General features: G+C 75.3%; 24 protein-coding genes. 16 read left to right on the forward strand and 8 right to left on the reverse strand.

What is annotated here, in order from left to right:
* Positions 1-3: 3 nt before the first annotated feature.
* Positions 4-1,122 (forward strand): EamA family transporter, encoded by a 1,119-nt coding sequence (locus ACWGSR_RS27935; RefSeq protein ID WP_453570091.1) that lies wholly within the window; start codon positions 4-6, stop codon positions 1,120-1,122.
* A gap of 174 nt (positions 1,123-1,296) precedes the next feature.
* The gene (locus ACWGSR_RS27940) at positions 1,297-2,259 is read left to right on the forward strand and encodes a DMT family transporter (protein ID WP_453570094.1); all 963 of its coding nucleotides are present in this window, start codon (positions 1,297-1,299) and stop codon (positions 2,257-2,259) included.
* A 27-nt stretch (positions 2,260-2,286) separates the two neighbouring features.
* Here the strand turns inward: ACWGSR_RS27940 and ACWGSR_RS27945 are convergent, their stop codons facing one another.
* Positions 2,287-2,931 carry an FMN-binding negative transcriptional regulator gene (locus ACWGSR_RS27945; RefSeq protein ID WP_453570097.1) on the reverse strand — a complete coding sequence of 215 codons (645 nt, stop codon included), beginning with the start codon at positions 2,929-2,931 and terminating at the stop codon, positions 2,287-2,289.
* A gap of 25 nt (positions 2,932-2,956) precedes the next feature.
* The gene (locus ACWGSR_RS27950) at positions 2,957-3,676 is read right to left on the reverse strand and encodes a pyridoxamine 5'-phosphate oxidase family protein (RefSeq protein WP_453570100.1); all 720 of its coding nucleotides are present in this window, start codon (positions 3,674-3,676) and stop codon (positions 2,957-2,959) included.
* Between the two features lie 37 nt (positions 3,677-3,713).
* Between ACWGSR_RS27950 and ACWGSR_RS27955 the strand changes: the two genes are divergently transcribed.
* Positions 3,714-5,048, forward strand: a complete 1,335-nt coding sequence (locus ACWGSR_RS27955) for an aminotransferase class I/II-fold pyridoxal phosphate-dependent enzyme (protein WP_453570103.1) — start codon at positions 3,714-3,716, stop codon at positions 5,046-5,048.
* A 46-nt stretch (positions 5,049-5,094) separates the two neighbouring features.
* Here the strand turns inward: ACWGSR_RS27955 and ACWGSR_RS27960 are convergent, their stop codons facing one another.
* A complete protein-coding gene (locus ACWGSR_RS27960) occupies positions 5,095-6,234 on the reverse strand; it encodes a DMT family transporter (RefSeq protein ID WP_453570106.1) in 1,140 nt (379 codons plus the stop codon).
* A 75-nt stretch (positions 6,235-6,309) separates the two neighbouring features.
* Between ACWGSR_RS27960 and ACWGSR_RS27965 the strand changes: the two genes are divergently transcribed.
* The 3 genes from ACWGSR_RS27965 (at position 6,310) to lepB (ending at position 9,306) form a co-directional block, all read left to right on the forward strand.
* On the forward strand, positions 6,310-7,212 hold the full coding sequence (locus ACWGSR_RS27965) for a LysR family transcriptional regulator (RefSeq protein WP_366372387.1): 903 nt from the start codon (positions 6,310-6,312) through the stop codon (positions 7,210-7,212).
* A gap of 207 nt (positions 7,213-7,419) precedes the next feature.
* Positions 7,420-8,502 carry an AraC family transcriptional regulator gene (locus tag ACWGSR_RS27970; RefSeq protein ID WP_453570108.1) on the forward strand — a complete coding sequence of 361 codons (1,083 nt, stop codon included), beginning with the start codon at positions 7,420-7,422 and terminating at the stop codon, positions 8,500-8,502.
* A gap of 195 nt (positions 8,503-8,697) precedes the next feature.
* Positions 8,698-9,306 carry a signal peptidase I gene (lepB, locus tag ACWGSR_RS27975; RefSeq protein WP_376235659.1) on the forward strand — a complete coding sequence of 203 codons (609 nt, stop codon included), beginning with the start codon at positions 8,698-8,700 and terminating at the stop codon, positions 9,304-9,306.
* A 7-nt stretch (positions 9,307-9,313) separates the two neighbouring features.
* On the opposite strand, the gene ACWGSR_RS27980 is transcribed toward lepB, so the two are convergent.
* Entirely contained in the window at positions 9,314-9,925 is a 612-nt protein-coding gene (locus tag ACWGSR_RS27980; protein ID WP_376235662.1) for a TetR/AcrR family transcriptional regulator, read from the reverse strand.
* A gap of 188 nt (positions 9,926-10,113) precedes the next feature.
* Between ACWGSR_RS27980 and ACWGSR_RS27985 the strand changes: the two genes are divergently transcribed.
* The 6 genes from ACWGSR_RS27985 (at position 10,114) to ACWGSR_RS28010 (ending at position 14,016) form a co-directional block, all read left to right on the forward strand.
* Positions 10,114-10,794, forward strand: a complete 681-nt coding sequence (locus ACWGSR_RS27985) for a cholesterol esterase (RefSeq protein ID WP_366372391.1) — start codon at positions 10,114-10,116, stop codon at positions 10,792-10,794.
* Positions 10,795-10,966: 172 nt separating this feature from the next.
* Positions 10,967-11,488, forward strand: coding sequence for a DUF6114 domain-containing protein (locus ACWGSR_RS27990; protein WP_453570112.1), 522 nt, complete (start codon positions 10,967-10,969; stop codon positions 11,486-11,488).
* Entirely contained in the window at positions 11,485-12,270 is a 786-nt protein-coding gene (locus tag ACWGSR_RS27995; protein WP_453570115.1) for a DUF6230 family protein, read from the forward strand. The genes ACWGSR_RS27990 and ACWGSR_RS27995 overlap by 4 nt, the downstream gene beginning before the upstream one ends.
* Positions 12,264-12,650 (forward strand): DUF6114 domain-containing protein, encoded by a 387-nt coding sequence (locus tag ACWGSR_RS28000; RefSeq protein ID WP_376235670.1) that lies wholly within the window; start codon positions 12,264-12,266, stop codon positions 12,648-12,650. Before ACWGSR_RS27995 ends, ACWGSR_RS28000 begins: the two co-directional genes overlap by 7 nt.
* Positions 12,651-12,697: 47 nt before the next feature.
* Positions 12,698-13,279, forward strand: coding sequence for a hypothetical protein (locus ACWGSR_RS28005; protein WP_376235672.1), 582 nt, complete (start codon positions 12,698-12,700; stop codon positions 13,277-13,279).
* Entirely contained in the window at positions 13,276-14,016 is a 741-nt protein-coding gene (locus ACWGSR_RS28010; RefSeq protein WP_376235675.1) for a DUF6230 family protein, read from the forward strand. Before ACWGSR_RS28005 ends, ACWGSR_RS28010 begins: the two co-directional genes overlap by 4 nt.
* A 49-nt stretch (positions 14,017-14,065) precedes the next feature.
* Here the strand turns inward: ACWGSR_RS28010 and ACWGSR_RS28015 are convergent, their stop codons facing one another.
* The 4 genes from ACWGSR_RS28015 to ACWGSR_RS28030 form a co-directional block, all read right to left on the reverse strand.
* Positions 14,066-14,824, reverse strand: coding sequence for an anti-sigma factor (locus ACWGSR_RS28015; RefSeq protein WP_453570120.1), 759 nt, complete (start codon positions 14,822-14,824; stop codon positions 14,066-14,068).
* Complete coding sequence (locus ACWGSR_RS28020; RefSeq protein WP_366372398.1) at positions 14,824-15,414, reverse strand: sigma-70 family RNA polymerase sigma factor; 591 nt, start codon at positions 15,412-15,414, stop codon at positions 14,824-14,826. Before ACWGSR_RS28020 ends, ACWGSR_RS28015 begins: the two co-directional genes overlap by 1 nt.
* Before the next feature lie 75 nt (positions 15,415-15,489).
* A complete protein-coding gene (locus tag ACWGSR_RS28025; protein ID WP_453570123.1) occupies positions 15,490-17,628 on the reverse strand; it encodes an MMPL family transporter in 2,139 nt (712 codons plus the stop codon).
* Between the two features lie 332 nt (positions 17,629-17,960).
* Positions 17,961-18,452: a MarR family winged helix-turn-helix transcriptional regulator gene (locus ACWGSR_RS28030; RefSeq protein ID WP_376235685.1), complete on the reverse strand. Its 492-nt coding sequence runs from the start codon at positions 18,450-18,452 to the stop codon at positions 17,961-17,963.
* A 139-nt stretch (positions 18,453-18,591) separates the two neighbouring features.
* Here ACWGSR_RS28030 and ACWGSR_RS28035 point away from each other — a divergent pair, with 139 nt between their 5' ends.
* The 4 genes from ACWGSR_RS28035 to ACWGSR_RS28050 all read left to right on the forward strand — a co-directional run bounded on the left by ACWGSR_RS28035 (position 18,592) and on the right by ACWGSR_RS28050 (position 23,775).
* Entirely contained in the window at positions 18,592-20,232 is a 1,641-nt protein-coding gene (locus ACWGSR_RS28035) for an SDR family oxidoreductase (RefSeq protein WP_453570126.1), read from the forward strand.
* Positions 20,233-20,492: 260 nt separating this feature from the next.
* Entirely contained in the window at positions 20,493-21,866 is a 1,374-nt protein-coding gene (locus ACWGSR_RS28040; RefSeq protein WP_376235691.1) for a cryptochrome/photolyase family protein, read from the forward strand.
* Positions 21,867-22,048: 182 nt separating this feature from the next.
* Positions 22,049-22,741 (forward strand): sigma-70 family RNA polymerase sigma factor, encoded by a 693-nt coding sequence (locus ACWGSR_RS28045; RefSeq protein WP_453570129.1) that lies wholly within the window; start codon positions 22,049-22,051, stop codon positions 22,739-22,741.
* A 377-nt stretch (positions 22,742-23,118) separates the two neighbouring features.
* Positions 23,119-23,775: an alpha/beta fold hydrolase gene (locus ACWGSR_RS28050; protein WP_453570132.1), complete on the forward strand. Its 657-nt coding sequence runs from the start codon at positions 23,119-23,121 to the stop codon at positions 23,773-23,775.
* The last annotated feature ends 22 nt before the right edge of the window (positions 23,776-23,797 follow it).

Below are 23,797 nucleotides of genomic sequence, written 5' to 3' on the forward strand. Positions count from 1 at the left end.
CCCATGCACGCGTCTCAGGGGAGAAGCGCCGGCCTGGGACTCGCCCTGGCCTCGGCCTTCGCATTCGGTGGTTCGGGAGTGGCGGCCAAGCCGCTCATCGAAGCGGGACTCGACCCGCTCCACGTCGTCTGGCTCCGGGTCGCCGGCGCCGCGCTCCTCATGCTCCCGGTGGCCTGGCGCCACCGGGACCTCCTGCGCCGCGAACCGGCCCTCCTCGTGGGCTTCGGACTGCTCGCCGTCGCCGGTGTCCAGGCCTTCTACTTCGCCTCGATCTCCCGCATCCCCGTCGGCGTCGCCCTCCTCATCGAGTACCTCGCCCCGGCCCTCGTCCTCGGCTGGGTCCGCTTCGTCCAGCGCCGGCCCGTCACCCGCGCCGCCGCCTTCGGCGTCGTCCTCGCGGTCGGCGGCCTCGCGTGCGTCGTCCAGGTCTGGTCCGGGCTGGGCTTCGACCTGCTCGGACTCCTCCTGGCGCTCGCCGCCGCCTGCTGCCAGGTCGGCTACTTCGTCCTCTCCGACCGGGGCGCCGACGGGGACGGAGGGGCCGAGCGGCCCGACCCGGTCGGCGTCATCGCCTACGGACTGCTCATCGGCGCGCTCGTCCTCACCGTCGTGGCCCGGCCGTGGGGCATGGACTGGGCGGTCCTCGGCGGCCGCGCCGCCATGGACGACACCAGCGTGCCCGCCTGGCTGCTGCTCGGCTGGATCGTGCTGATCGCCACCGTCTTCGCCTACGTCACCGGCGTCATCTCGGTGCGCCGGCTCTCCCCGCAGGTCGCGGGCGTCGTGGCCTGCCTGGAGGCCGTCATCGCGACCGTCCTGGCCTGGGTCCTGCTCGGCGAGCACCTGGGCGCGCCGCAGATCGCCGGCGGCGCGCTGGTCCTCGTCGGCGCCTTCATCGCCCAGTCCTCGACGCCGAAGGCGCCGCCGTCCGGACCCGTGGCCGGAGGGACGGGGGAGGTGAGCGGGGCCGGAGCCGTGCCCGGGAGCGGTACGGGGGCCGGTGCCGGGTCCCTGTCCCAGGACGGCTCCGGGTCCCCGTCCCAGGAAGGCTCCGGGCCCCGGTCCGAGGACGGCGACGCCGGCCGGGGAACCGGGTTGCCCGCCGGACGGACCGCCCCCTAGGGTGCCGATCATGCATGCGACCGTGCTTCCGCCTCCCGCCGTCTAGCGCGCGCGGAGACCTTCCCGACGAAGACCGGGCCCGGGCGGCGATCCCTCGCCGCCGGGCGGTTCGTCGCTGCCCGCGCGCGGAGTCCAGCGACCACCCTTCCCTTCCGTCTTCCACGGAGAAGTCACGTGTCGAACTCCTCGGGATCCGCCCTGTCCGTCGGGCGCAGCCTCTTCTATCTGATCGTCGCCGGAATCGCCTGGGGCACGGCCGGTGCCGCCGCCTCGCTGATCTTCCGCGTCAGCGACATGGGTCCCCTCGCCCTCTCCTTCTGGCGCTGCGCAGGCGGCCTGGTGCTGCTGCTCGGCGCCCTCGCCCTGCGTGCCCGCCGCGCGGTCGTCCCCGCCCCGGCCGAACCGCGCCGCCGGAGGGCGGTCCGCATCCTCGGCACCGGCGTCGGGCTCACCGTCTTCCAGAGCGCGTACTTCGCCGCCGTCGAGGCCACGGGCCTGGCCGTCGGCACCGTCGTCACCCTGGGCGCGGGCCCCGTCCTCATCGCGCTCGGCGCCCGCCTCGCCCTGGGCGAGCGCCTGGGCCGGGGCGGGTCCTTCGCCGTCGTCGGGGCGCTCGCCGGGCTCGTCGTCCTCGTCCTGGGCGGCGGTGACGCCGAGGTGCGGCCGGTGGGCGTCGCCCTCGCGGTCGTCTCGGCGGCCGGATACGCGGCGATCACCCTGCTCACCCGCCGGCTCGGCCGCGACGGCGGCGGCGCGGACGCCCTGACGACGACCGCCTGGGCCTTCGCGATCGGGACGGCCGGGCTGCTGCCCGCGGCGCTCGCGGAGGGGCTCGTCCCGCACACCGGCACGCCGGTGGGGGTGCTGCTCCTCCTCGTGTACGTGGCGGCGGTGCCGACCGCGCTCGCGTACGCCCTGTACTTCGCCGGAGCGGCGGTCGTCCGGGCCGCCACCGTCTCCGTGATCATGCTCCTGGAGCCGGTGAGCGCCGCCCTGATCGCGGTCTCGCTCCTCGGCGAGCGGCTCACCGCCGCGATCGTGCTCGGCACGCTGCTGCTCCTCGCCGCCGTCGCCGGCCTCGCCCTCGCGGAGACGCGGACGGCGGTGGAGCGCCGGCGGGAGGCGGTGACGGTGTAGCGGCGGCACGGCGCGGGCCCCGGGGCGTCAGCCGTTCGCGAGGCGGCGGAGCTGGTGGGTCCGGGCCTCCCGGTCGCCGGGGCCGTCCCGGTCGGAGAGGTGGCGGGCGACGCGCTCGCGGACCTCCCGGGGCTTGTTGCCCGCGTACTTGAACTTGGCCCGTACACCGGTCACTTCGAGGTCGAGGACGCGGATGCCCGACAGGAGGCGGCCGAACGGCGCCTCGCCGGGAGCGGCGGGCGCGGTGCCGCCCTCCGGCTGGAAGTGGGCGACCTGGCGGTTGAGGAGCGCGGCCTTCTCCGCCGGGTCGTCGACCACGCGCGCGGTGCAGCGCAGCTGGACGGCGGCGTAGTACGAGGTCGGGGTGCCGTGCTCGGACGGCGCGCCCTCGGGAGCCGTCCAGTGGCCCGGTACGAAGACGTAGTCGTCGGCCACGCTCAGGAGCACCGCCGGGCTCGCCTCCAGGGCCCGCCAGAGCGGGTTGGGCCGGGCCAGATGGAGCAGGACGCGACCGTGGGGGCCGGGCTCGGGCTCGTACAGGAAGTGCGTCGGCTGCACCCACGGCGGTTCGCCCGGCGGGCCGTTGACGGCGAGCTGGCCGAAGTCGTGCCGGGAGAGCCACGCGCGCCACTCGCCCTCGTCGTGCGCGGCGTCCCAGGGGTGTATCAGCATGGTTCGTGCCTCCCTCCGCCCGTCGTCAGAGCGCGGCGAGGTAGTCGGGCAGGGCGACGGACGGGTCGAGGTCGTCCGCCGGGACCGGGGTGCCGTAGCCGCCGCGCAGCGGGACCACGCCGGTCCAGTGGGGGAGGGCGAGGTCCTCGGGGTCGTCGTTGGGGCCACCGGTGCGGACCTTCGCGGAGACCTCGTCGAGATCGAGGCGGATCACGGCGGTGGCGGCGAGCTCCTTGGCGTTCGCGGGGCGCGAGTCGGCGGAGCGGCCGGGGACGACGTGGTCCACGAGGGCGTCGAGGGCGGCCCGCAGCTCCTCGGGGTCGGTGACCCGGTGGGCGGTGCCGTGGACGACGACCGAGCGGTAGTTGAGGGAGTGGTGGAAGGCGGAGCGGGCGAGCACGAGACCGTCGACGTGGGTCACGGTCAGGCAGACCGGCAGGCCGGGGGCCTTCGTGCCGTCGCCGGTCGCGCGCAGCGGCCGCGAGCCGGTGGAGCCGTGGACGTAGAGGCGCTCGCCGACCCGGCCGAAGAGGGTGGGGAGCACGACCGGCACGCCGTCGCGGACGAAGCCGAGGTGGCAGACGTAGGCCTCGTCGAGGATCGAGTGGACCAGTTCCCTGTCGTACGAGGCGCGCTCCCGGGAACGGGTGGGCACGGTCCGGGCGGTCGGCGTGTAGGCGGCGGGTCGCACCGGCACCGGTGAGACGGTGTCGGTGGGTGAGGGTCCTTCGACGGTGGCGCTCATGTTGCCCACTCCATTGCACTAGTGCATACTTGTGTTTGTGCTAGGAGAGTATCGGATCGAAGGCCGCCGCGCATCGGAGATCGCCGCCAGCGTCGAGCGGGGGGTCGGCACGGGTGCTCTGGCGCCCGGACAACTCCTTCCCCCCATGCGCGAGTTGGCGACCACCCTGGGCGTGAACCCCAACACCGTCGCCGCCGCCTACCGCACCCTGCGCGAGCGCGGGGTCATCGAGACGGACGGGCGGCGCGGCAGCCGGGTGCGGCCCCGCCCCGCCACGACCGCGCGCGGCTCGATCCGGGTCGAGGCGCCCGCCGGGGTGCGGGACGTCAGCAACGGCAGCCCCGACCGCGCCCTGCTCCCGCCCCTCGGCGACGCCCTCGCGGAGGTCGCGCGGCGGTACGCCGAACAGCCCGGCATGTACGGCGAGGCCCCGGTCGACGAGGAGTTCGGGCGGCTCGCCCGTGCCGCCTTCGACGCGGACGGCGTGCCGGCCGGGCCCGTCGGCGCGGCCTCGGGCTCCCTCGACGCCATCGAGCGCGTGCTCGCGGTCCACCTCAGGCCCGGCGACGCCGTCGCCGTCGAGGATCCCGGCTGGGGCAGCCTCCTCGACCTGGTGCCCGCGCTTGGGCTGCGGCCGGTGCCGGTCGCCGTCGACGACGAGGGGCCGCTCCCCGGGGAGGTCGAGCGCGCGATCCGGCGGGACGGGGCGCGGGCGGTGATCGTCACCGACCGGGCGCAGAACCCGACCGGCGCCTGCGTCGGCGCGGAACGGGCCCGGGAGCTGCGGCGGGTCCTCGCCGCGCACCCCGGCGTCCTGCTCGTCGAGGACGACCACGGGCACGGCATCGTCGCGCAGCCGCTGCACCCCCTGGCCGGGGGCACCGACCACTGGGTCCTCGTCCGCTCGGTCGCCAAGGCGTACGGCCCCGACCTGCGGATCGCCGCCTTCACCGGGGACGCGGAGACCGTCGACCGGGTGCTGGGGCGGCAGCGGCTCGGCCCCGGCTGGGTCAGCCGGCTGCTCCAGCGGACCGTCGCCCACCTCTGGGCCTCGGAGGCGGTGGACCCGGCCGTCGTCGCGCGCTCGTACGGCGAGCGGCGCGACGGACTCGTCCGCGCCCTCGCCCGGCGCGGCGTCGGGGCCTACGGGTGCTCCGGCATGAACGTGTGGGTGCCGGTCGCCGACGAGACGGGCGCGGTCGCGCGGCTCCTCGCGGCGGGCTGGGCGGTGGCGCCGGGCGCGCGGTTCCGGATGGAGACCGGGCCGGCCGTCCGGCTCACCGTCTCCGGCCTGGCCGTCGCGGACGTCGAGCCGCTGGCCGACGCGGTCGCCGGGGCGGCGGGGCCCGCGCCGGCGCGCAGTTACGGGTAGGGGGCCGTCCGCACGCGGTCCGTGCCCCGCCCCGGGATGCGGAGGCTCAGGCGCAGGTCGCGGAATCCCGGGGCGCGGGGGCCGGTGCCAGTGCTTCGGGGGCCGTCGTTCCGGCGGGCGGGGCCGTCGCTCCGGGCTGAGTCGTCGTTCCGGGCGGAGTCGTCGTTCCGGGCGGAGTCGTAGCTCCGGGCTGAGTCGTCGTTCCGGGCGGGGGAGCCGTGCGGCGGGAGGCGCGGGTCTGGGTGAGGGCCGCGCCCGCCAGGACGACGACGGCGCCGACCGGGGTGTTCCAGCCGAGCCGCTCGCCCAGGAGCGTGACGCCCGCCGCCGTGGCGATGACCGGGATGAAGTACGTGACCATGGAGGCCGTCGTCGGGCCGACCTCCGCGACGATGCCGTACTGGAGCAGCATCGCGTACCCCGTGCCGAGCGCGCCGAGCGCGATCACGGCGAGCAGCGGCAGGAGCTCCACCGACTCCGGCAGCGACGTGAACAGCGGCGTGACCACTGCCAGTTGCAGCGTCGCCAGACCCACCTGGGAACCGGCGAGCGAGAGGTTCGAGGCGCCGGTGCCGGCCAGCGTCCGGCGGACGTAGATCCAGCCGACCGCGTAGCTGAACGAGGCGAGCAGGGCGAGCGTGGTACCGGTCACGTCGAGGCCCGAGAAGCCCTGCCAGGCGCCGAGCACGGTCAGCACGCCGACGAAGCCGATGCCCAGACCGGCGGCCCGGACCCGGGTCGGGCGGTCCTCGGAGAGCGCGACGAGGGAGAGCAGCATGCCCCACAGCGGGGTCGTCGCGTTGCAGATGCCGGCCAGGGTCGACGGGATCGTCAGCTCCGCGTACGCGAAGAGGGAGAACGGCAGCGCGTTGAGGAGGAAGGCAGCGACCGTCAGATGGCCCCAGACCCGGGCGCCGCGCGGCAGCCGGTCCCGCTTCACGACCAGGGCGACGGCGAGCACCGCCGTACCGAACAGGAGCCGTCCGAAGGTGACCTGGAAGGGCGCGAAGCCCTCCGTGCCGACCTTGATGAAGAGGAAGCTGAAGCCCCAGATGAGGGCCAGCGCGCCGAACCGGACGCGCCAGTCGAGCGGTGGGCGGGAAGCGGGCCGGGGCGACCCGGCGGAAGGAGCGGGACGGGCGGAGGGAGGGACCGGGGGGACGGGCTGCGGGGCTGCGGGGCTCATGACACTCAGGGTGACCGGAGACGACCGCTTAGGACAAGTGAGACTTCCTCGACCCCTTCCCTTAGGATCGCTTACATGTTGAACCTGGAGCGCCTCCGCACCCTCGACGCCGTCGCCCGGCACGGCTCCGTCAGCGGCGCGGCCGACGGGCTGCACGTCACGACCTCCGCCGTCTCCCAGCAGCTGTCCAAGCTGGAGCGCGAGGTCGGGCAGCGGCTGCTCGCCAAGAACGGGCGGGGCGTGCGCCTCACCGATGCCGGGATGCTGCTCGCCGAGCACGCCGCCCGGATCCTCTCCCAGGTCCAGATGGCCCAGGCCGACATCGAGGCCCAGCGGGGCCGGGTCGTGGGCGAGGTGCGGCTCGCCGGCTTCCCCACGGCGGCCCGCGGCCTCTTCCCCGGCGCGCTCGCCGCCCTGCGCGCCGGTCACCCCGAACTCCGGGTCCGCACGACGGAGCTGGAGCCGGAGCCGGGGGTGCGCGCGGTGCTGCGCGGCGACGCCGACCTCGCGATCGTCCTGGACTGGAGCAACAAGCGGGCGCCCGTGCCCGGTGGCCTGGAGCGCGCCCACCTCTTCGACGACACCGCCGACGTGGCCCTGCCCGCCTCGCACCCGCTGGCCGGGTGCGAGGCGGTGGACCTGGTCGACTTCGCCGACGAGGAGTGGGTGTCCTGGCCGGAGGGCGAGTTCTGCCACGACTGGCTGATGTTCACCCTGCGCTCGCAGGGCATCGAGCCGCGCATCGGCCACCTCGCGGGCGAGCACCACACCCAGCTCGCGCTCGTCGCGGCCGGCCTCGGCGTCTGCGTGACCCCCCGGCTCGGCCGCCCGGTGCCGGAGGGCGTCGCCTTCGTGCCCGTGCGCCAGAAGATGCGGCGGCACATCTACGCCACCTGGCGCGCCGACGCGGGCCGCCGCCCCTCCGTGCGGGCGGTCGTCGGGGCGCTGCGGGCGGTGGCCGAGCCGCTGGGGTGCTGAGCCGCTGAGCTTTTGATGTGCCGAGCCGCTGAGCCTTTGACGTGCTGAGCCGCCGGGGCGTGGCCCGCTCGCCGTCTCACCCGTCCGGGAAGGACCCGAGGAGCCTTACAGTTCTCAGTAGAGTGTCCGAACCTGGACATCTCTCGGGGAAAGTGTCTAGCTTCGGGGAGCCCGGGGCGTGACGCGGCCGGAACGGAGGCGACGCGCATGCCGACACGATCGGTCAGTTCCCATCACGTGCGGGCCGCGCTGCTCGGTGCCGAGCGGCGCGGAGTGGCCGCCGGGCCGCTCCTCGCCCGGGCCGGACTGCCCACCGCGCTCCTGGAGGAGGAGCCCCAGGCCCGGGTCCCCGCCGAGCAGTTCGGCCGGCTCGTCAGGACGCTGTGGGCCGCGCTCGACGACGAGCTGATCGGCTTCGGCGGCGCGCCCAGCAAGGTCGGCACCTTCGCGATGATGGCCCACGTCGTGGTCCACGGCAGCCGGGACCTGCGCGAGGCCCTCCGGCGCGCCCAGACCTTCTACTCCCTCTTCCCCGCCGGACCGCGCTTCCGGCTCGTGGAACCGGCCCCGGACGAGGGGGCCTTCGGCGCGGAAGGGGCCGACGGGGCCGAAGGGGCCGACGGATCCGACGGATCCGACGAGGCCCGGCTGGAGTTCGACGTCTCCGGGTACGACGACCCGCTCCACTTCGGCGCCGAGTCCACCGTCCTCGTCGCCCACCGCTTCGCCGGCTGGCTGATCCGGCGCAGGATCGGCTTGCGCCGCGTCGAGTTCGTCCACCCCGAACCCCGGCACGCCCACGAGTACGCCCTCCTGTTCGGCGCCCCCTGCGTCTTCGGCGCCGGGCGGACGGCCGCCGTCTTCGACCGGGCGGACCTCGACGAACCCGTCCTCCGCGACGGCGCCGCGCTCAAGGTCTTCCTGCGCCGCGCCCCCGTCGACGTGCTCGTCTCCGCCGACTACGGCAGTACGGTCACCGGCCGGGTGCGGCACCTGATCGGGCGCGCCCTGCCCGCCGGTCCCGTGCCGACGCCCGAGCAGCTCGCCGTCCGGCTCTCCGTCAGCCCGCAGACCCTGCGCCGCCGGCTGGCCGCCGAGGGGACGACGTACCAGCGCCTCCGCGACCAGGTGCGGCGCGACCACGCCATCGCCGAACTGGCCGGCGGCCGCGTCTCCATCGAGCGGCTCTCCCGGCAGCTCGGGTTCTCCGAACCCAGCGCGTTCCACCGGGCGTTCCGGCGCTGGACGGGCGAGACGCCCCGCGCGTACCAGGGGAGGGGACGGGGGTAGCGCCGTGCGGTTCGGTTCCTCCGGGCCCGCCCGGTCCGTTCGGCCTCTCCGGCCTCTCCGGCCTCTCCGGCCCCTCCGGTCAACAACCCTGAGCGGTACGGTCACAGCCGCCGTCCGCCGCCCGGCCTACCGTCCCGCCATGACCGAAATCGACCGGTCCGGTGGCGTGCGGCTCCCGGACCCCACCCGACGCCCGTGAACGCGCGCCGGGCGGCCGGCGCCGTCCTCGGGACCGGAGTCCTGCTCTGCCTCCTCGCCGGAGTGGCCGTCACCGCCCTCGGCATCCGGGTCGACGGCACCAGCATGGCCCCCACCCTCCACCAGGGCGACCGCGTCCTCGCCGCCCCCGGCTCCGCGGGGGAGGCGCGCCGGTTCGACGTGGTGCTGCTGCGGGCCACCGGCAAGGACGCCCTCCTGGTCAAGCGGGTGATCGGACTCCCCGGCGACCGGGTCGCGATCGTCTCCACGCCGGACGAGCCCTTCCGCGTCCTGCTCCAGGAGGGCGGCAAGGGACCCCTGTACCGGGTGGCGGCGCCCCAGTGGGCCGCGCAGGCCCACCGCACGGGCGCCTGCTGCACCCCGGAGGGCTCCCGCTCGGCGCGGGCCGAACTGCGGACCGTGCCCGAGGGCGCGTTCTTCTACCTGGGCGACAACCCCGACCTGTCGGACGACTCGCGGGCGTACGGCTGGGGCGAGATCGACCGGATCGAGGGGAGGGTCGGCGTGCGCGCCTTCCCCGTCTCCTCGTCCCCGGACATCGGCAACCGGCCCGTCCTGGAGGAGTACCGGGGGCCGAGCCCCTAGCGGGGCCCTAGGGGGCGTGCGGCGGGAGCTTCTCGCGGCCGGTGCTCAGGGCGACCCTGACCACCGTGTCCGCGACGCGTCGGGCCGACTCCTCCGGGGACGCCGTGGCCTGCACGATGTGGCTCGCGGTCAGCCGCACCGCCGCGTCCACGGCCAGCTCGCGCGCCACCGGATCGACGGTGGGCCACGCCTCCGTGACGTACGCGTCGGCCATGGCCGTGGCCGTGGCGAACGCGGCCGCGGACCGGGTCGTCAGATAGGGGAGCAGTCCGTCCTCGCCGGTGCTCGTCAGCATGGCCCTGATCAGCGGGTTCCGGCCGGCCAGCGTGAGCGTGAAGCCGACGGCGGCCTCGACGGCCGCGCGCAGGTCGTCCCGGTGCGCGTCCAGGCCCGCCTGGATGCCGACGAGGCAGCGCTCCAGCTCGCGCCGGAAGAGGGCCTCGCCGACCGCCTCCTTGGAGGGGAACTCCGAGTACAGCGTCTGCCGGCTGACGCCGACCGCGCCGGCCAGGTGGGCCATGCGCAGCTTGTCGAAGCCGCGCTCCGCGACCGCCTCGTACGCCGCGTCGAGCAGGCGTTCGCGCAGCAGTGTCCGGACCGTCTCCCTGAACCGTGGCATCGGGCAAGCCTAGTCCAGAGGAATTCTTCCGAGGATTGTCCGAAGTGTTGACACTCCACAAGAGAGTGTCCAATTCTCGAACAAGCAGCCGCAAAGTGTCACCCGTCTCCGACCATCCGGCCGAGGACGCACGGCTGTGTTCACATCCCCACCCGCACGCCGCGTGCGGGACGACGGTTGGAGAGCACATGCAGGAAGAGACCAGAGGGGTCACCCGCTGGCGCAGATCGGCGGTCCTGGCCCTGCCGGCCACCGTGGCGATCGGCGCCATGGCCACGGCGATGGTGCAGGGCGCCCTCGCCGCGAACCTCTCGCTGACGAGCGTCCCCTTCACCCTCAGCTCCAAGACGGTGGCCGCGCCGCAGGGCATCGGCGCGGTCATGCACACCGTCGACGCGGGCGGGCCGAAGGGCGCTGCCGAGGTCGGCCTCGCCAAGGCGGGCCTGGACGGCATCTGCGTCCACGCCGTCCAGTCGGTCAACCTCCCGGTGATCGGCAGCCTCGGCACCTGGTCGCTCAACATCTCCTCACCGGCCGCCGCGACCCCGCTCACCAGCGAGCAGCTCGTGGCCGGTGCCGGGCTCCAGGCGAACAAGCTGGTCCTCGACGCCCAGGCGCTCAAGGCGTCGACGGCCACCCTGCACGCCGCCGACGGGAGCCCGAACGTCATCGGTGCCGCCGCCGACAGCGCCGGGATCAAGAGCACCGGCATCACCGACGGCACCCCGGGCCAGTTCGGCCTGGACGCCACCGGCGGCCGGACGGACATCAAGAACCTCAACGCCGACGCCAACGCCGCCACGATCTCCGGCGCGATCACCCTGCCCGACCTGGCGATCGGCATCGCCCACGGCGACAAGGGCTGCTGAGCCGCACGGCCCCGGCGCACCGCCGCCACCGGCCGGGGCCCCGCGCCTTCCGGAACCTTCCGGAACCTTCCGGGCCTTCCGGGCCTTCCGGGTCCTTCCGGAGACGCGGGGCCCCCCGCCCTCGCCCCCGCCCCCTTCCCGTCCCTCCCCGAACCGCCGCTGCGAGGCCTCCATGAGCACCGATCCGCCGACCGACCCGCCCGAGCCGACCCGGCCGGCCGAGGAGCCCGCCTCCGTCGAGGGGACCGCGCGCCCGCGCGGCGCCCGCGGGGCGTTCCGCCAATGGCGCCGCACCCGGCCCTTCTGGGCGGCCGTCTGGACCGGGATCGGCGGCTTCGTCATCTTCTTCCTGCCGATGGCCCCCCTCGGCAAGATCCTCCAGGTCGGCGTCGGCGGGATCGCGGGCATGGCGGGCGGGGTCGTCCTCATGGCGATGGCCCTGCTCATCCTCCTGCTGCCGAGCCAGCGCCACACCGCCGGCGTGCTCGCGGTCATCGCGGGCGTCGCCTCCTTCCCGCTGTCGAACCTCGGCGGCCTCTTCGTCGGCATGGTCCTCTCGGTCCTCGGCGGCTCCATGGCCTTCGCCTGGCTCCCCGAGAAGCCCGCCGGGCGGACCGGCGGTCTCCTCCGCCGCCACCGGAAGGCCGCCGAAACCCCCGTACCCCCCGTGCCCGTTGGGAGCGGATCCGCATGAACCACCTCTTCTCCGGAGCCCGCGGGCTCGGCAAGTCCTTCACCCGGATGCGCACGGCCGGGGCCCGCGCCGCCGCCGACTGGAACACCCGGATGCTGGCCGAGGCCGCCGACGACACCCGCCGCGGCACCCGCTGGGGACGCGGCGCCCTCGCCTTCGTCCCCTCGGCCCTGGCCATAGGGGCCCTCGGCACGGCGCTCGCCCAGGGGGCGCTGGCCGCCAACTTCAGCGTCACCGGCGAGCCCTTCACCCTGACCTCCAACGGCGTCCAGGGCAGCGGCTTCGGCGCCATCGTCAACACCCCCGCCGTCGGACGCCCGGACGGCACCACGACCACCAACACCGCCATGGCGCGCGTCGGTTTCGCGAGCGCCGGGCTCGCCGGACTGTGCGGGATCGTCCACCAGAAGATCGCCGGCGTCCCGTACTCGCTGCTCCTGACCGGCGGTCAGAAGGTGACGGCCACCCCGCCCGGGACCTTCACCACCGACATCGACGCCTCGAACCTCTACATCCAGGCCACCGAACTCCAGGCGTACGGGCCCACCACCCTCCAGAACGCGGTGCTCGGTCAGTCCGCCGACCAGGTCACCGTCGCCGGCAAGCCCCTCACGGGCGCGCAGCCCGGCGGCTTCGGACTCGGCTCGGCGGGCGGCGAGGGCGGCAGCTCCATCAAGCTGCACGGCCTCAACGCCACCTCGTACGACGCCGAGATGGCGGGCGCGCTCGTCCTGCCCGACCTGAAGATCAAGGTCGTTCCCGGAACGGCCACGACGTGCTGAGCCGGGCGAAGGCCGCGTGGGCGTGGTTCGGGGCCTTCCGCCGCACCCGCCCCTTCTGGGGCGGGGTGTGGCTGGTCGCCGGCGGCTGGACCGTCCTCAAGTTCTCCCTCAGCTCGCTCCAGCTGATCGTGAGCACGGGCTTCGGGGGGATCGCCGGCTACCTCGTCGGCGGCGGGATGATCCTGTGCGGCCTCATCCCGATGGCGCTGCCCGCCCAGCGGTACACCTTCGGGCTCATCGGCGCGGTCCTCGCCGTCGTCTCGCTCGTCGTCTCCAACCTGGGCGGCTTCCTGCTCGGCATGGCGCTCGGCGTCCTCGGCGGCTCCATGCTGGTGGGCTGGGGAGCCAAGCGCCCGCGCCGCAGGGCGGTGGAAGGGTGACGGCCGGGCCGCGCGGAAGGGGCGGGGCGCGGCGGAAGTCGCTGGCCGTGAGCACCTCCCTGGTGCTCGCCGTCGCCACCGCCGTCTGGTCGGGGCAGCCGGGCAGCGCCTCGGGGGCGCCCGCCGCGGTCCAGCCGCTCGGCGTCCCCTTCCTGCCCGCCCCGGACCCGCTGCGCGTCACCATCGACAGCATGGTCGCCGTCTCGCTGACCGTCGACAAGAACGTCACCATCCGGCTCTCCGACGGCACGACCCGGACCACCAACCAGTACACCTTCACCAAGCTCAAGATCCGCTCGCACATGAACGTGGTCCAGAAGGCGAACGGCCACACCGTCACCATCGACGTGCCGAACGAGGGCTCGCTCGGCGGTTACGACAGCGCGGGCAAGCCCGAGACGACGACGATGTGGGGGAACATCACCAACGTCTGCCTCCGCGTCCTCGTCAAGATCTGCGGGGTGCAGGGCCTCCTCGACTTCTTCGGCTCCCTCATCCCGCTCACCGCCGGGGCCGAGGACTTCGCCGGGGACATCTACGCCATCCGGACCGTCGACGACCACGCGGCCCTCAACTCCACCGACAACCCCGTCCACCTCCCCGGAACCATCACGGTGACCTCGCCATGAGCCCCGAACGCCACAGCCCGGAAGGACACGTCACCGGCCCGGGGGAAGCCGCTCCGGAGGAGGGCCGCACCCACTGGCGCCGGTCCCTCGCCGTCGCCGTGCCCGCGCTCCTCGCCGCCGGCGGCCTCGGGACCGCCATGGCGAGCGGCGCCCTCGCCGTCGGCCTCAAGATCCAGGACCGGCCCGTCGACTTCACCACCAGCAGCCTGTACGGGACGCAGTACGGCGCCGCCGTCGTCGACCAGGCCGTCGTGCGGCCCGACGGCTCGGCCGGGACCGTGCGGGTGCTCCGCATGGGCTTCGCGGACGGCATGATCAACGGCCTCTGCCTGAGCCAGAAGCAGCAGATCGGCGGAGCCACGTACACCCTGATGCTGACCCTCGGCGACGACAACCCCGGCTCCTGGGAGATCAGGACCAAGAACACCGTCCTCGACCTCAAGAACGCCACCGGCGTCCTCGACATGGACGGCATCGTCGACCTCAACACCAACGGCGCCGACGTGAAGACCGTCAAGGACTCCTCCGGGGCGTACGTCGACAACCCGCTGAACAGCCCCCAGCACCGCTTCGGCATCCAGGCGCGCTACGCCAAGTTCGACCGGATCACGGGCACCGCCCAGGACTTCCAGCTCCCGGGCCTCCTCACCACCCCGAAGCTCAAGCTGTCCGTGAAGCCGGGCTCGGTGGCCTGCCCGGCCCCGCCGGCGCCCACCGGGACGCCGGGGACGCCGTGAGCGGGGCGCGGCGGCCGCCCCCGGGCCGTGGCCGCCGCACCCCGCCGCCTCAGGCCGTCGGCATCGCCATCGTCGCCACCGGGTCCGAGGTCGGACGGGGCGAGCCGCCCTCCGGCTCCACGGTGATGCCGATGCCGGCCGAGCGGTTCGCCGGCCCCTCCAGGAGGACCGTCGAGGTCTCCGCGTCCGGCGTCATCAGACCGGCGGACCGCATCGTCCCGGAGTCGTCGTACCAGAGCTGGTAGACCTTCCCGGGCGGCGGCGCCGGCATCCCCGCCGCGGCGAACACCGCCCGGTCCAGGGACGGGGAGTGGACGAGGGTGCCCACCGCGCCGTCCGCGAGCCGGGCCGTGGAGACCCGGGCGTCGGGCGCGGCGAGGACGACCGCGACGGCCTCCGCGCGCTCCTCCGCGACGGCCGCGCGCCGGTCGGCCTCCTCCGCGCGCTCGTACTGCCAGCCCGCGACGCCGCCGAGCGCCACCAGACCGGCGACCGAGGCGGCGAGCGCCCAGCGGGGCAGCCGCCGCAGGCCTCCGAGGCCGCCCGCGGACCGGCCCACGGACCGGGTCGGGGGCGGGAGCTGGCGGACGTCCGGGATCCGGCGCAGGACCTCGGCGCGCAGGGCCGGGTCGACCGGCGCGGCGACGGCGAGGCCGAGGCGCGCGGTCGTCTCGGAGAGCTCGCGGACCTCGTGCGCGCACGGGTCGCACTGGGCGAGGTGCCGTTCGACGGCCTCCCGCTCCTCGTCCGTCTCCAGGGCGTCGAGGACGTAGGCACCGGTCAGCGTGTGCAGCTCGTCGGTGGTCATCACGCGGTCACCCCCAGGCAGTCGCGGAGCCGGATGAGCCCGTCGCGCATCCGGGTCTTCACGGTCCCCAGGGGGAGCGAGAGCAGCTCCGCGACCTCACGGTAGGTCAGACCGCGGTAGTAGGCCAGGGTGACGGACTGCCGCTGGCGTTCGGTGAGGCCCTGCAGACAGCGCCGTACCCGCTCGCGGTCCAGACGGCTCTCCACCTCCTCGGTCACCTCGTCGTACGCGGGACTGTGGTCGAGCAGCGCGACCCGCCGGGCGCGGTCCGAGGCGGCCTGCTCGGAGCGCACCCGGTCCACGGCCCGGCGGTGGGCGAGGGTCAGCGCCCAGTTCAGGACGGAGCCCCGGTCCGGCCGGTAGCGGGCGGCGGAGCGCCAGAGGTCGACCATCACCTCCTGCGTCACCTCCTCGGACTGCGCGGGATCGCGCAGCACCGAGCGGACCACGCCCAGGACGGGGCCGGAGACCCGGTCGAAGACGCCGGCGAAGGCGTCCTGGTCCCCCCGGGCCACCCGGACCATCAGCTCGGGCAGTCCGTCGCCCCGGTCCGGGACCGGACCGCCTCCGACGCGTGCGTGCTCTCTCATCCGCCTGTGCCCTCCTGCGTGGCCTCGGGTGCGCTGCTCCTGGGGGTGTTCGGAGCGGCGGCCCCGGGGGATTGGTCAGGTCCGCGAGTGGTCCGGTGCGGTCCCTCCCTCCTTCGGGAGGCGGCTCAGCGCGCCCGGCCACCAGGCCTTCGGGCCGAGGTCCCGGACGAGCGCCGGGACCAGGAGCGACCGGACCACCAGGGTGTCGAGCAGCACGCCGAAGGCCACGATGAACGCGATCTGCACGAGGAACGCCAGCGGGATCACGCCGAGCGCCGCGAAGGTCGCCGCGAGCACCACGCCCGCCGAGGTGATCACGCCGCCGGTCGCGGTCAGGCCGATGCGGACGCCCTCGCGGACCCCGTGGCGCAGCGACTCCTCGCGGACCCGGGACATCAGGAAGATGTTGTAGTCGACCCCGAGCGCCACCAGGAAGACGAAGCCGTACAGCGGGACGGAGGAGTCCGTGCCGGTGAAGCCGAAGACGTGCTCGAAGACGAGGGCGGAGACGCCCAGGGTGGCGGCGAAGTTGAGTGCCACGGTGACGACCAGGATCAGCGGCAGCACGAGGGAGCGCAGCAGCGCCACCAGGATCACCAGGATGATCGCCAGGACCACCGGGACGATGAGCGCGCGGTCCCGGGCGGCGGTGCGCTGGGTGTCGTACTGCTGCGCCGTCGAGCCGCCCACCAGGGCGTCCGACCCGGGGACCGCGTGCACGGCGGTACGGAGCCGGGCGAGCGTCTCGCGCGCCGCGTCGCTGTCGGCCGCGTCGGCGAGGGTGGCGTCGATCCGGACCCGGCCGTCGACCACGAGCGGCTTCCCGGGGGCCGGGCGGCCCGTCGCGTCCACCGGGAACGCCGAGTCGACGCCCTCGACCTCCCGCGCGGCGGCGGCCACGCGGGTCGCCGCCCCGGCGTCGGCGATGATCACGGCGGGGTTGCCCGCGCCGCCGGGGAAGTGGCGGCCGAGGGTCTCCTGCGCGGCGACGGACGGCGCGTCGTTCACGAAGATCTCGTCGAAGGGGACGCCCCGGGAGTTCAGCACGGGCGCGAAGGCGGCGCAGGCCAGGAGGCCGGCCAGGGTGATCGCCCACACCTTGCGGGGCGCGCGGTCGACCACGCCGGCGATGCGGTGCCAGAGGGCCTGGCCGCCCCGGGGGGCCTCGGGGTCCGCGCCCTCGGGGAGCGTCTTCGGGCGGGCCGGCCAGTAGGCGGCGCGGCCGGTGAGGACCAGGGCCGCCGGGAGGAAGGTGAGCGCGCTGACCACGGCGCAGACGATGCCGATGGCGCCGACCGGGCCGAGCGCCCGGTTGTTGGACAGGTCGCTGGCGAGCAGGGCGATCAGCGCGAGGGCGACGGTGGCGGCGCTGGCGACGATCGGCTCGACGGAGCGGCGCAGGGCCTTGCGCATGGCGGCGAAGCGGTCGGCGCCCGGAGCGGTGAGCTCCTCCCGGTAGCGGGCGGCGAGCAGCAGCGCGTAGTCGGTCGCGGCGCCGATCACCAGGATGGACAGGATGCCCTGCACCTGGCCGTCGACCCTGACCAGGTCGGCGTCGGCGAGCACGTACACGATCGCGCAGGCCAGGCCGAGGGCGAAGACCGCGCCCACGATGATCATCAGGGGCAGCAGGACGCTGCGGTAGACGACGAGCAGGATCAGCAGCACCGCGATCAAAGCGACGCCGAGGAGCAGCCCGTCGATGCCGGAGAAGGCGCCGGAGAGGTCGGCCTGGGTGGCGGCGGGGCCCGCGAGCCACACGGTCGTCCCCGGCACCGGGGCCGCGGCCTCCCGCACCGAGTCGAGGGTGTCCGGCAGGGCGTCGCCGAGGTCGGGCCGGAGCGGCACGACGGCCCGCAGCGCCTTCCCGTCCTCGGACGCCAGGGCGGGGGAGGGCGGTCCGGCGATCCCCGGGCGGCCGGAGAGCGCGGCGAGGGCCCGCGTCGCACCGGCGGCCGAGCCGGGGTCCAGGGCCCCGCCGTCCTTCGCGGTCCACACCACGATCGCGGGCACGGACTCCGAGGTGCGGAAGGCCTTCTGGGCCTCGATGACCTTGGTGGACTCGGCGCTGCGCGGCAGGAAGGCCGCCTGGTCGTTGGTGGAGACCTCGCCGAGCCGGCCAGCGAAGGGGCCGAGGCCGCCGCCGACGGCGAGCCAGACGAGGAGCAGGACCAGGGGGACGAGGAAGCGGGTCCGGCGGGGGGCGCGGGGCATCGGGTCTCCGAACTATGACTTGACCATTAACAATCTCAATGATTGAGAGAAGTGTGTACCACCCCGGGAAGGGCCGGACGACCGGGTACCCGGAAGCCGGACGACCGGATACCCGGAACGCGCGATCGGATGCCACGGAACACCACGTAAGCGTGCTCTCGTCGGACCTTCCGCCGTGACGGGCCCCGCGGATGCACCCGTTCGGAGTACCCGCTCGTTTCGCGATGCGCTCGTTTCGCGCCGCGTTCCTGCGACCGGCCCGTCTCGGCGACGGGCCCGCCCCGGCGACGCGCTCGCCCCGGTGACGGGCCCGCCCCGGCGACCCGCCCGTCTCAGCGGCGCGGTACGCGCAGGGCGCCCAGTTCGTCGTTCAGGACGTTCAGGAAGCGCAGGGCCACCGCGAGTTCGTCGTCGTCGAACCGGTCCCGCGCCCGGGCCGTCGCCTCCGCGAGCGGCAGGAAGTAGCGCCGGGCCGCCGCCCTCGCCCCGTCCTCGTAGTGCACGTGCACCACGCGCCGGTCGGCGCTCTCCCGGGACCTGCGGATGTGACCGGCCCTCTCCAGCCGGTCCAGACAGGCCGTCACCGCGCCGGAGGTCAGCCCCAGGTGCTCCCGGAGCCGCCCCGGCGTCAGCGGCTCGGGGCTGTCCAGGACGACGGCGAGGGCCTGCACGTCCGTGGGGTGCAGCCCCTGCGCCTGGGCGAAACCGTGCACCAGGCGGTTGATCTCGCCCTGCGTCCGGCGCAGCGCGACGGCGAAACTGTGCAGGTCACCGACCGCGCCCGGAGGGGCGGCGGGAACGTCTCGGTCTTCTTCGCGGGCCACGCGTTCAGCCTATAGACCCCGTCCTCGCGCATCCGTCCGGGCCGCGGCGGAGGAAGACAGGGAGAAGAATCGACGTGGGACCCGTTCCGCGCGGGTCCCGGCACGCATGCCCCCGGGACGGAACGGAGCACCCCCTGCCATGGCGACGCACCCCAGGGCCACGCCCGACCCGACGCCGGACGGTCCGCCCGACGCGGCACCCGAAGGCCCGTCCGGCTCCGATTCCGGCCCCGGCCCCGGTCTCTGCCTCGTGACCGGTGCCGGCGGCTACATCGGCGGCCGGCTCGTCCCCGAGCTGCTCGACGCCGGTCACCGCGTGCGCTGCCTGGCCCGTACCCCCGCCAACCTCCGCGACTACCCCTGGGCGGACCGGGCCGAGGTCGTCAAGGGCGACGTCACCGACGCGGCCACCCTGAAGCCCGCGTTCGAGGGCGTGGACGTGGCCTACTACCTGGTGCACTCCCTCGGATCCGGCCAGGACTTCGAGGAGACGGACCGGCGCGCGGCCCGGACCTTCGCCGAGGAGGCCCGCGCCGCCGGGGTCCGCCGGATCGTCTACCTGGGCGGCCTCACCCCGGCGGGCGTACCGGAGGGCGAACTCTCCCCGCACCTGCGCTCACGGGCCGAGGTCGGCCGGATCCTGCTCGACTCCGGCGTCCCCACGACCGTGCTGCGCGCCGCCGTCGTCATCGGCTCCGGCTCCGCCTCCTTCGAGATGCTCCGCTACCTCACCGAGCGGCTCCCCGTCATGCTGACGCCCAGCTGGGTCAGGACGCACGTCCAGCCCATCGCCGTGCGCGACGTGCTGCGCTACCTCGTCGGCAGCGCGGACATGCCCGCGGACGTCAACCGGACCTTCGACGTCGGCGGCCCGGACGTCCTCACCTACCGCGACATGATGATCAAGTACGCGAAGGTCGCCGGGCTGCCCAAGCGCCTCATCATGTCCGTGCCGATGCTCACCCCCGGCCTGTCCAGCCACTGGATCGGACTCGTCACGCCCGTCCCCGCCGGCCTGGCCCGGCCGCTCGCGGAGTCGCTGCGGTACGAGGTGGTCTGCGCCGAGCACGACATCGCGGAGTACGTCCCCGACCCGCCCGGCGCCCCGCTCTCCTTCGACTGCGCCCTCGAACTCGCCCTCCGGCGGATCCAGGAGGCCAAGGTCACCACCCGCTGGTCCTCCGCCTCGCTGCCCGGAGCGCCCAGCGACCCGCTGCCCACCGACCCCGACTGGGCCGGCGGCAGCCTCTACACCGACGAACGCGAACGGACCGTCGACGCCCCGCCGGAGACCCTCTGGAAGGTCGTCGAGGGGATCGGCGGCGAGAACGGCTGGTACTCCTTCCCGCTGGCCTGGGCCGTGCGCGGCTGGCTCGACCGGCTCTCCGGCGGCGTGGGCCTGCGCCGGGGCCGCCGCGACGCCCAGCGGCTCCGGGTCGGCGATGCGCTCGACTTCTGGCGGGTCGAGGAGATCGAGCGGGGGAGCCTGCTCCGGCTGCGCGCCGAGATGCGGCTCCCCGGACTCGCCTGGCTGGAGATGCGCTCCGAACGGGACGAGGAGGGACGGACCCGCTACCGCCAGCGCGCCCTGTTCCACCCGCGCGGACTCGCCGGGCAGCTCTACTGGTGGAGCGTGGCGCCGTTCCACGCCGTCGTCTTCGGCGGCATGGCGAGGAACATCGCCCGCACGGCGGAGCGCGCGGCGGCCGGTGAACCCGCGCCGGCCGTCCGCACCCGGGACGTGCCGGTCCACGCGGGGGAAGCGCCGCCCCGCGGCTGAACGGCGGCCGCGTGCCCGCCCGCGAACGGCGCGCCCCCTCCGCATCCGTACGCGGGGCGCAGGAAGAAGAAGAGCGGCACAGCAGTACCGCAGGCGCGGCCGTCCCCGCGGCACCGCACCGCCGTACCGCCGTACCGCGGACACGGGCGCACCGCAGGCACCGCCGTGTCGCGGGCGCGACCGCGCCCCAGCCCCAGCCCACCGGGTGGCGTCCGCCCCCCGGCGCGCCACCCGGTGGCCGAACCCCAGGAACAGGCGTCATGACCGTCTCCGTCGTCCTCTTCACCTCCGACCTGCGGGTGCACGACCATCCGCCCCTGCGCGCCGCCGTGGGCGCGGCGGACGAGGTCGTCCCGCTGTTCGTCCGGGACCCCGCCGTCGACCGGGCCGGGTTCGCCGCGCCGAACCGGCTCGCCTTCCTCGCCGACTGCCTGGCCGACCTCGACGCCGGACTGCGGCGGCGCGGCGGGCGGCTCGTCGTGCGCGGAGGCGACACCGTGGCCGAAGTGTGCGGCGTGGTGCGGCAGTCCGACGCCGACGAGGTCCACATGGCCGCCGACCACTCGTCCTTCGCCCGCGCCCGCGAGGAACGGCTGCGGGACGCCCTGGAGTCCGACGGGCGCCGGCTCTACGTGCACGACGCCGTGACCACCGCCGTGCCGCCCGGCGACGTCACCCCTCAGGGCTCCGACCACTTCGCGGTCTTCACCCCGTACTTCCGGCGCTGGTCGGGCGAACAGCTCCGGTCGCCCCTGGCGGCCCCCCGGACGGTACGGGTGCCGGACGGCCTGCGCTCCGACGAACCGCCGTCGCGCGCCTCCGTGGCGGACGTGTCCGAGGGCCTGGCCAAGGGCGGCGAGAGCACGGGCCGGCGCAAGCTCGGCGCCTGGCTGTCCCGGCACGCCGACGCCTACGAGACGGGCCACGACGACCTCGCCGGCGACACCACCTCGCGCCTCTCCCCGTACCTCCACTTCGGCGCGCTCTCGGCCACCGAGGCCGTCCACCGGGCCCGCGCCCGGGGCGGTCCGGGCACCGAGGCCTTCGTGCGGCAGCTGTGCTGGCGGGACTTCCACCGCCAGATGCTCTCCGCGCGGCCCGGGGCCGCCACCGAGGACTACCGGCCCCGGCACGACCGCTGGCGGCGGGGCGCGGCCGCCGAGGCGGACCTGCGGGCCTGGAAGGAGGGCCGCACCGGCTACCCCGTGGTGGACGCCGCCCTGCGCCAACTCGCCCACGAGGGCTGGATGCACAACAGGGGCCGGCTGCTCACCGCCTCCTTCCTCACCAAGACGCTCTACCTCGACTGGCGGGAGGGCGCCCGGCACTTCCTGAGCCTCCTCGTGGACGGCGACCTCGCCAACAACCAGCTCAACTGGCAGTGGGTGGCCGGGACGGGGGCCGACAGCCGCCCGAACAAGGTCCTCAACCCCGTCGCCCAGGGCAGGCGTTACGACCCCGACGGCGCCTACGTCCGCCGCTGGGTCCCCGAACTCGCCGCCCTCCCCGGCGCCTCGGTCCACGAGCCCTGGAAGCTGAAGGACCGGGACCGGGCCGCGTACGACTACCCCGAACCGCTCGTCGCACTCGCCGACGGCACCGCCCGCTTCCGGCACGGCAGGGGCCTGGAGTAGGGCGGGAGAGGCGAGGGGCGGGAGGCGAGGGGCGGGAGGCGAGGGGCGGGAGGGCGGATCGGGAAGCGATGCGCCGGAAGAGGAAAGACGACGCACAAACGATGCGAGTTGTTCCACCTCGCTCTCCGGCCGGAGTCTGAGGGAGCCGGGGGCACGGAGCCCCAGCGAGGAGGAGCTTCGCCATGAACGCAGCCCGTACGGCCGTCCGCGGCCCCGCCCCCGCCGAAGAGCCGACCGCCCCCGCCCGCCACGCGGACCTCCGACGGGACGGGGCGACGGCCCTCTCCACCGGCCTCTCCGACGGGGAGGCGGCCCTTCCCGTCGGCCTCTCCGACGCGGAGGTCGGCCTGGGGCTCGTCCGGGGCGACGAGCGCTGCCTCGTCCTCGCCCACCACCGCTGGGCGCGCCTCGTGCACACCCTGGCCGCCCGTGCCCTGGGCGACCCGCGCGAGGCCGAGGACGTCACGCAGCAGGTCTTCCTCGCCGCCTGGCGCGGCCGTGCCGGCTACCGTCCCGAGCGCGGCTCCGTGCCCGCCTGGCTCGTCGGCATCACCCGGCGGAAGATCGCCGACGCCCTCACCGCCCGCACCCGCCGGCTCGACCTCGTCGCCGCCGCCGGAGCGGCCCTGCCCCCGTCCGACGGCACCGGGGAGGGCCCCGAGCACGTCCTCGACCGGATCGTGGTCACCCGCGAACTCGCCCGCCTGCCGCGCGTCCAGCGCGACGTCCTGGCCCTCGCGTTCTTCGGGGACCTGACGCAGACGCAGATCGCCCACCGGACCGGCATGCCCCTGGGCACCGTCAAGAGCCACGCGCGCCGGGGCCTCCAGCGGATGCGCCGCAGCCTCGCCGTCGCCGAGGCGGCCACCGCCTGAGACCGGACGCGCACCCCGCTCCGCATCCGGTTCCGAAGACCTGACGTTCTATGACCCGCGCGAGGTCCGTCCTCCGCCGGGTCCGCCGGTCCGGCCCGCCCCGCTCCCTGTCCGGGCGGCCGGGCGCCCGGCACCCGGACCGCCCCGGGACCTCCCCGTCCGGCAGGGTCCGTACCCGGCGGCCCGTGAGACCTGGCAGACTGCGGCCCTCACGGTCGTCTCCCCCCTCGCCACGAGCGGACCGCTCATCCTGGGAAGCGGCAAGCGACTTCTGGAGGCCCCATGACGCAGCGGCCCGGACACACGGCCCACGAGGCCCGCGCGAGCGGGTTCTCCCCCCGGCCGGCACACCGGCGCGCGGGCGGGACGGCCGCGCGGTGAACGTCTGCCGTACCCGGCGCGCCGACAACGGCGCCCTCCTCGTCCGCAGCACCCCCGCGGCCCCCGCCACGCCCACCGCGGCCGTCCTGCTGCTCCACGGCGGCCGTGCCGACGGGCCCGAGCCGCCGCCCGCCCTCAACCTCCCCGCGCTGCGCATGCGCCCCTTCGCCGCCGCCGTGACCCGTGCCGTCCGGGGCCGGAGCGTCCTCGTCGCCGAGGTCCGCTACCGCCACCGCGGCTGGAACGGCGAGCGCGCGGACGCCGCCCGGGACGCCGAGACCGCCCTGAGCGACCTCAGGGAGCGGATCGGGTCCGTGCCCGTCGTGCTCCTCGGCCACTCCATGGGCGGCCGCGCCGCGCTCCGCGCCGCCGGCGACCCGGCCGTGCGCGGGGTCGTCGCCCTCGCGCCCTGGTGCCCGTCCGGCGAGCCCGTCGAGCACCTCGGCGGGCGGCGCCTCTACCTGCTCCACGACGAGACCGACCGGGTCACCTCCGCCCGCGAGTCCTGGGACTTCGTCCGCAGGGCCAGGGCGGCGGGGGCCGACGCGGTGGGCATCCCGATGCGGATCGGCGGCCACGCCATGCTCCGGGGCGCGGACCTCTGGCACCGCCGTGCGGCCGAACTCACGGCGGCGCTGCTGTCGCACGGCTGAGACCGCCGAGTCCCGCCCCGCG

It is taken from the genome of Streptomyces sp. NPDC055632, from assembly GCF_053618675.1.

Excerpts from the sequence above, each read along its gene's own strand:
- ACWGSR_RS27935 (WP_453570091.1), top strand. The coding sequence starts at position 4 with ATGCACGCGTCTCAGGGGAGAAGCGCCGGCCTGGGACTCGCCCTGGCC.
- ACWGSR_RS27945 (WP_453570097.1), bottom strand. The coding sequence starts at position 2,931 with ATGCTGATACACCCCTGGGACGCCGCGCACGACGAGGGCGAGTGGCGC.
- ACWGSR_RS27950 (WP_453570100.1), bottom strand. The coding sequence starts at position 3,676 with ATGAGCGCCACCGTCGAAGGACCCTCACCCACCGACACCGTCTCACCG.
- ACWGSR_RS27960 (WP_453570106.1), bottom strand. The coding sequence starts at position 6,234 with ATGAGCCCCGCAGCCCCGCAGCCCGTCCCCCCGGTCCCTCCCTCCGCC.
- ACWGSR_RS27965 (WP_366372387.1), top strand. The coding sequence starts at position 6,310 with ATGTTGAACCTGGAGCGCCTCCGCACCCTCGACGCCGTCGCCCGGCAC.
- ACWGSR_RS27970 (WP_453570108.1), top strand. The coding sequence starts at position 7,420 with ATGCCGACACGATCGGTCAGTTCCCATCACGTGCGGGCCGCGCTGCTC.
- ACWGSR_RS27980 (WP_376235662.1), bottom strand. The coding sequence starts at position 9,925 with ATGCCACGGTTCAGGGAGACGGTCCGGACACTGCTGCGCGAACGCCTG.
- ACWGSR_RS27985 (WP_366372391.1), top strand. The coding sequence starts at position 10,114 with ATGCAGGAAGAGACCAGAGGGGTCACCCGCTGGCGCAGATCGGCGGTC.
- ACWGSR_RS27990 (WP_453570112.1), top strand. The coding sequence starts at position 10,967 with ATGAGCACCGATCCGCCGACCGACCCGCCCGAGCCGACCCGGCCGGCC.
- ACWGSR_RS27995 (WP_453570115.1), top strand. The coding sequence starts at position 11,485 with ATGAACCACCTCTTCTCCGGAGCCCGCGGGCTCGGCAAGTCCTTCACC.
- ACWGSR_RS28010 (WP_376235675.1), top strand. The coding sequence starts at position 13,276 with ATGAGCCCCGAACGCCACAGCCCGGAAGGACACGTCACCGGCCCGGGG.
- ACWGSR_RS28015 (WP_453570120.1), bottom strand. The coding sequence starts at position 14,824 with ATGACCACCGACGAGCTGCACACGCTGACCGGTGCCTACGTCCTCGAC.
- ACWGSR_RS28020 (WP_366372398.1), bottom strand. The coding sequence starts at position 15,414 with ATGAGAGAGCACGCACGCGTCGGAGGCGGTCCGGTCCCGGACCGGGGC.
- ACWGSR_RS28025 (WP_453570123.1), bottom strand. The coding sequence starts at position 17,628 with ATGCCCCGCGCCCCCCGCCGGACCCGCTTCCTCGTCCCCCTGGTCCTG.
- ACWGSR_RS28035 (WP_453570126.1), top strand. The coding sequence starts at position 18,592 with ATGGCGACGCACCCCAGGGCCACGCCCGACCCGACGCCGGACGGTCCG.
- ACWGSR_RS28040 (WP_376235691.1), top strand. The coding sequence starts at position 20,493 with ATGACCGTCTCCGTCGTCCTCTTCACCTCCGACCTGCGGGTGCACGAC.
- ACWGSR_RS28045 (WP_453570129.1), top strand. The coding sequence starts at position 22,049 with ATGAACGCAGCCCGTACGGCCGTCCGCGGCCCCGCCCCCGCCGAAGAG.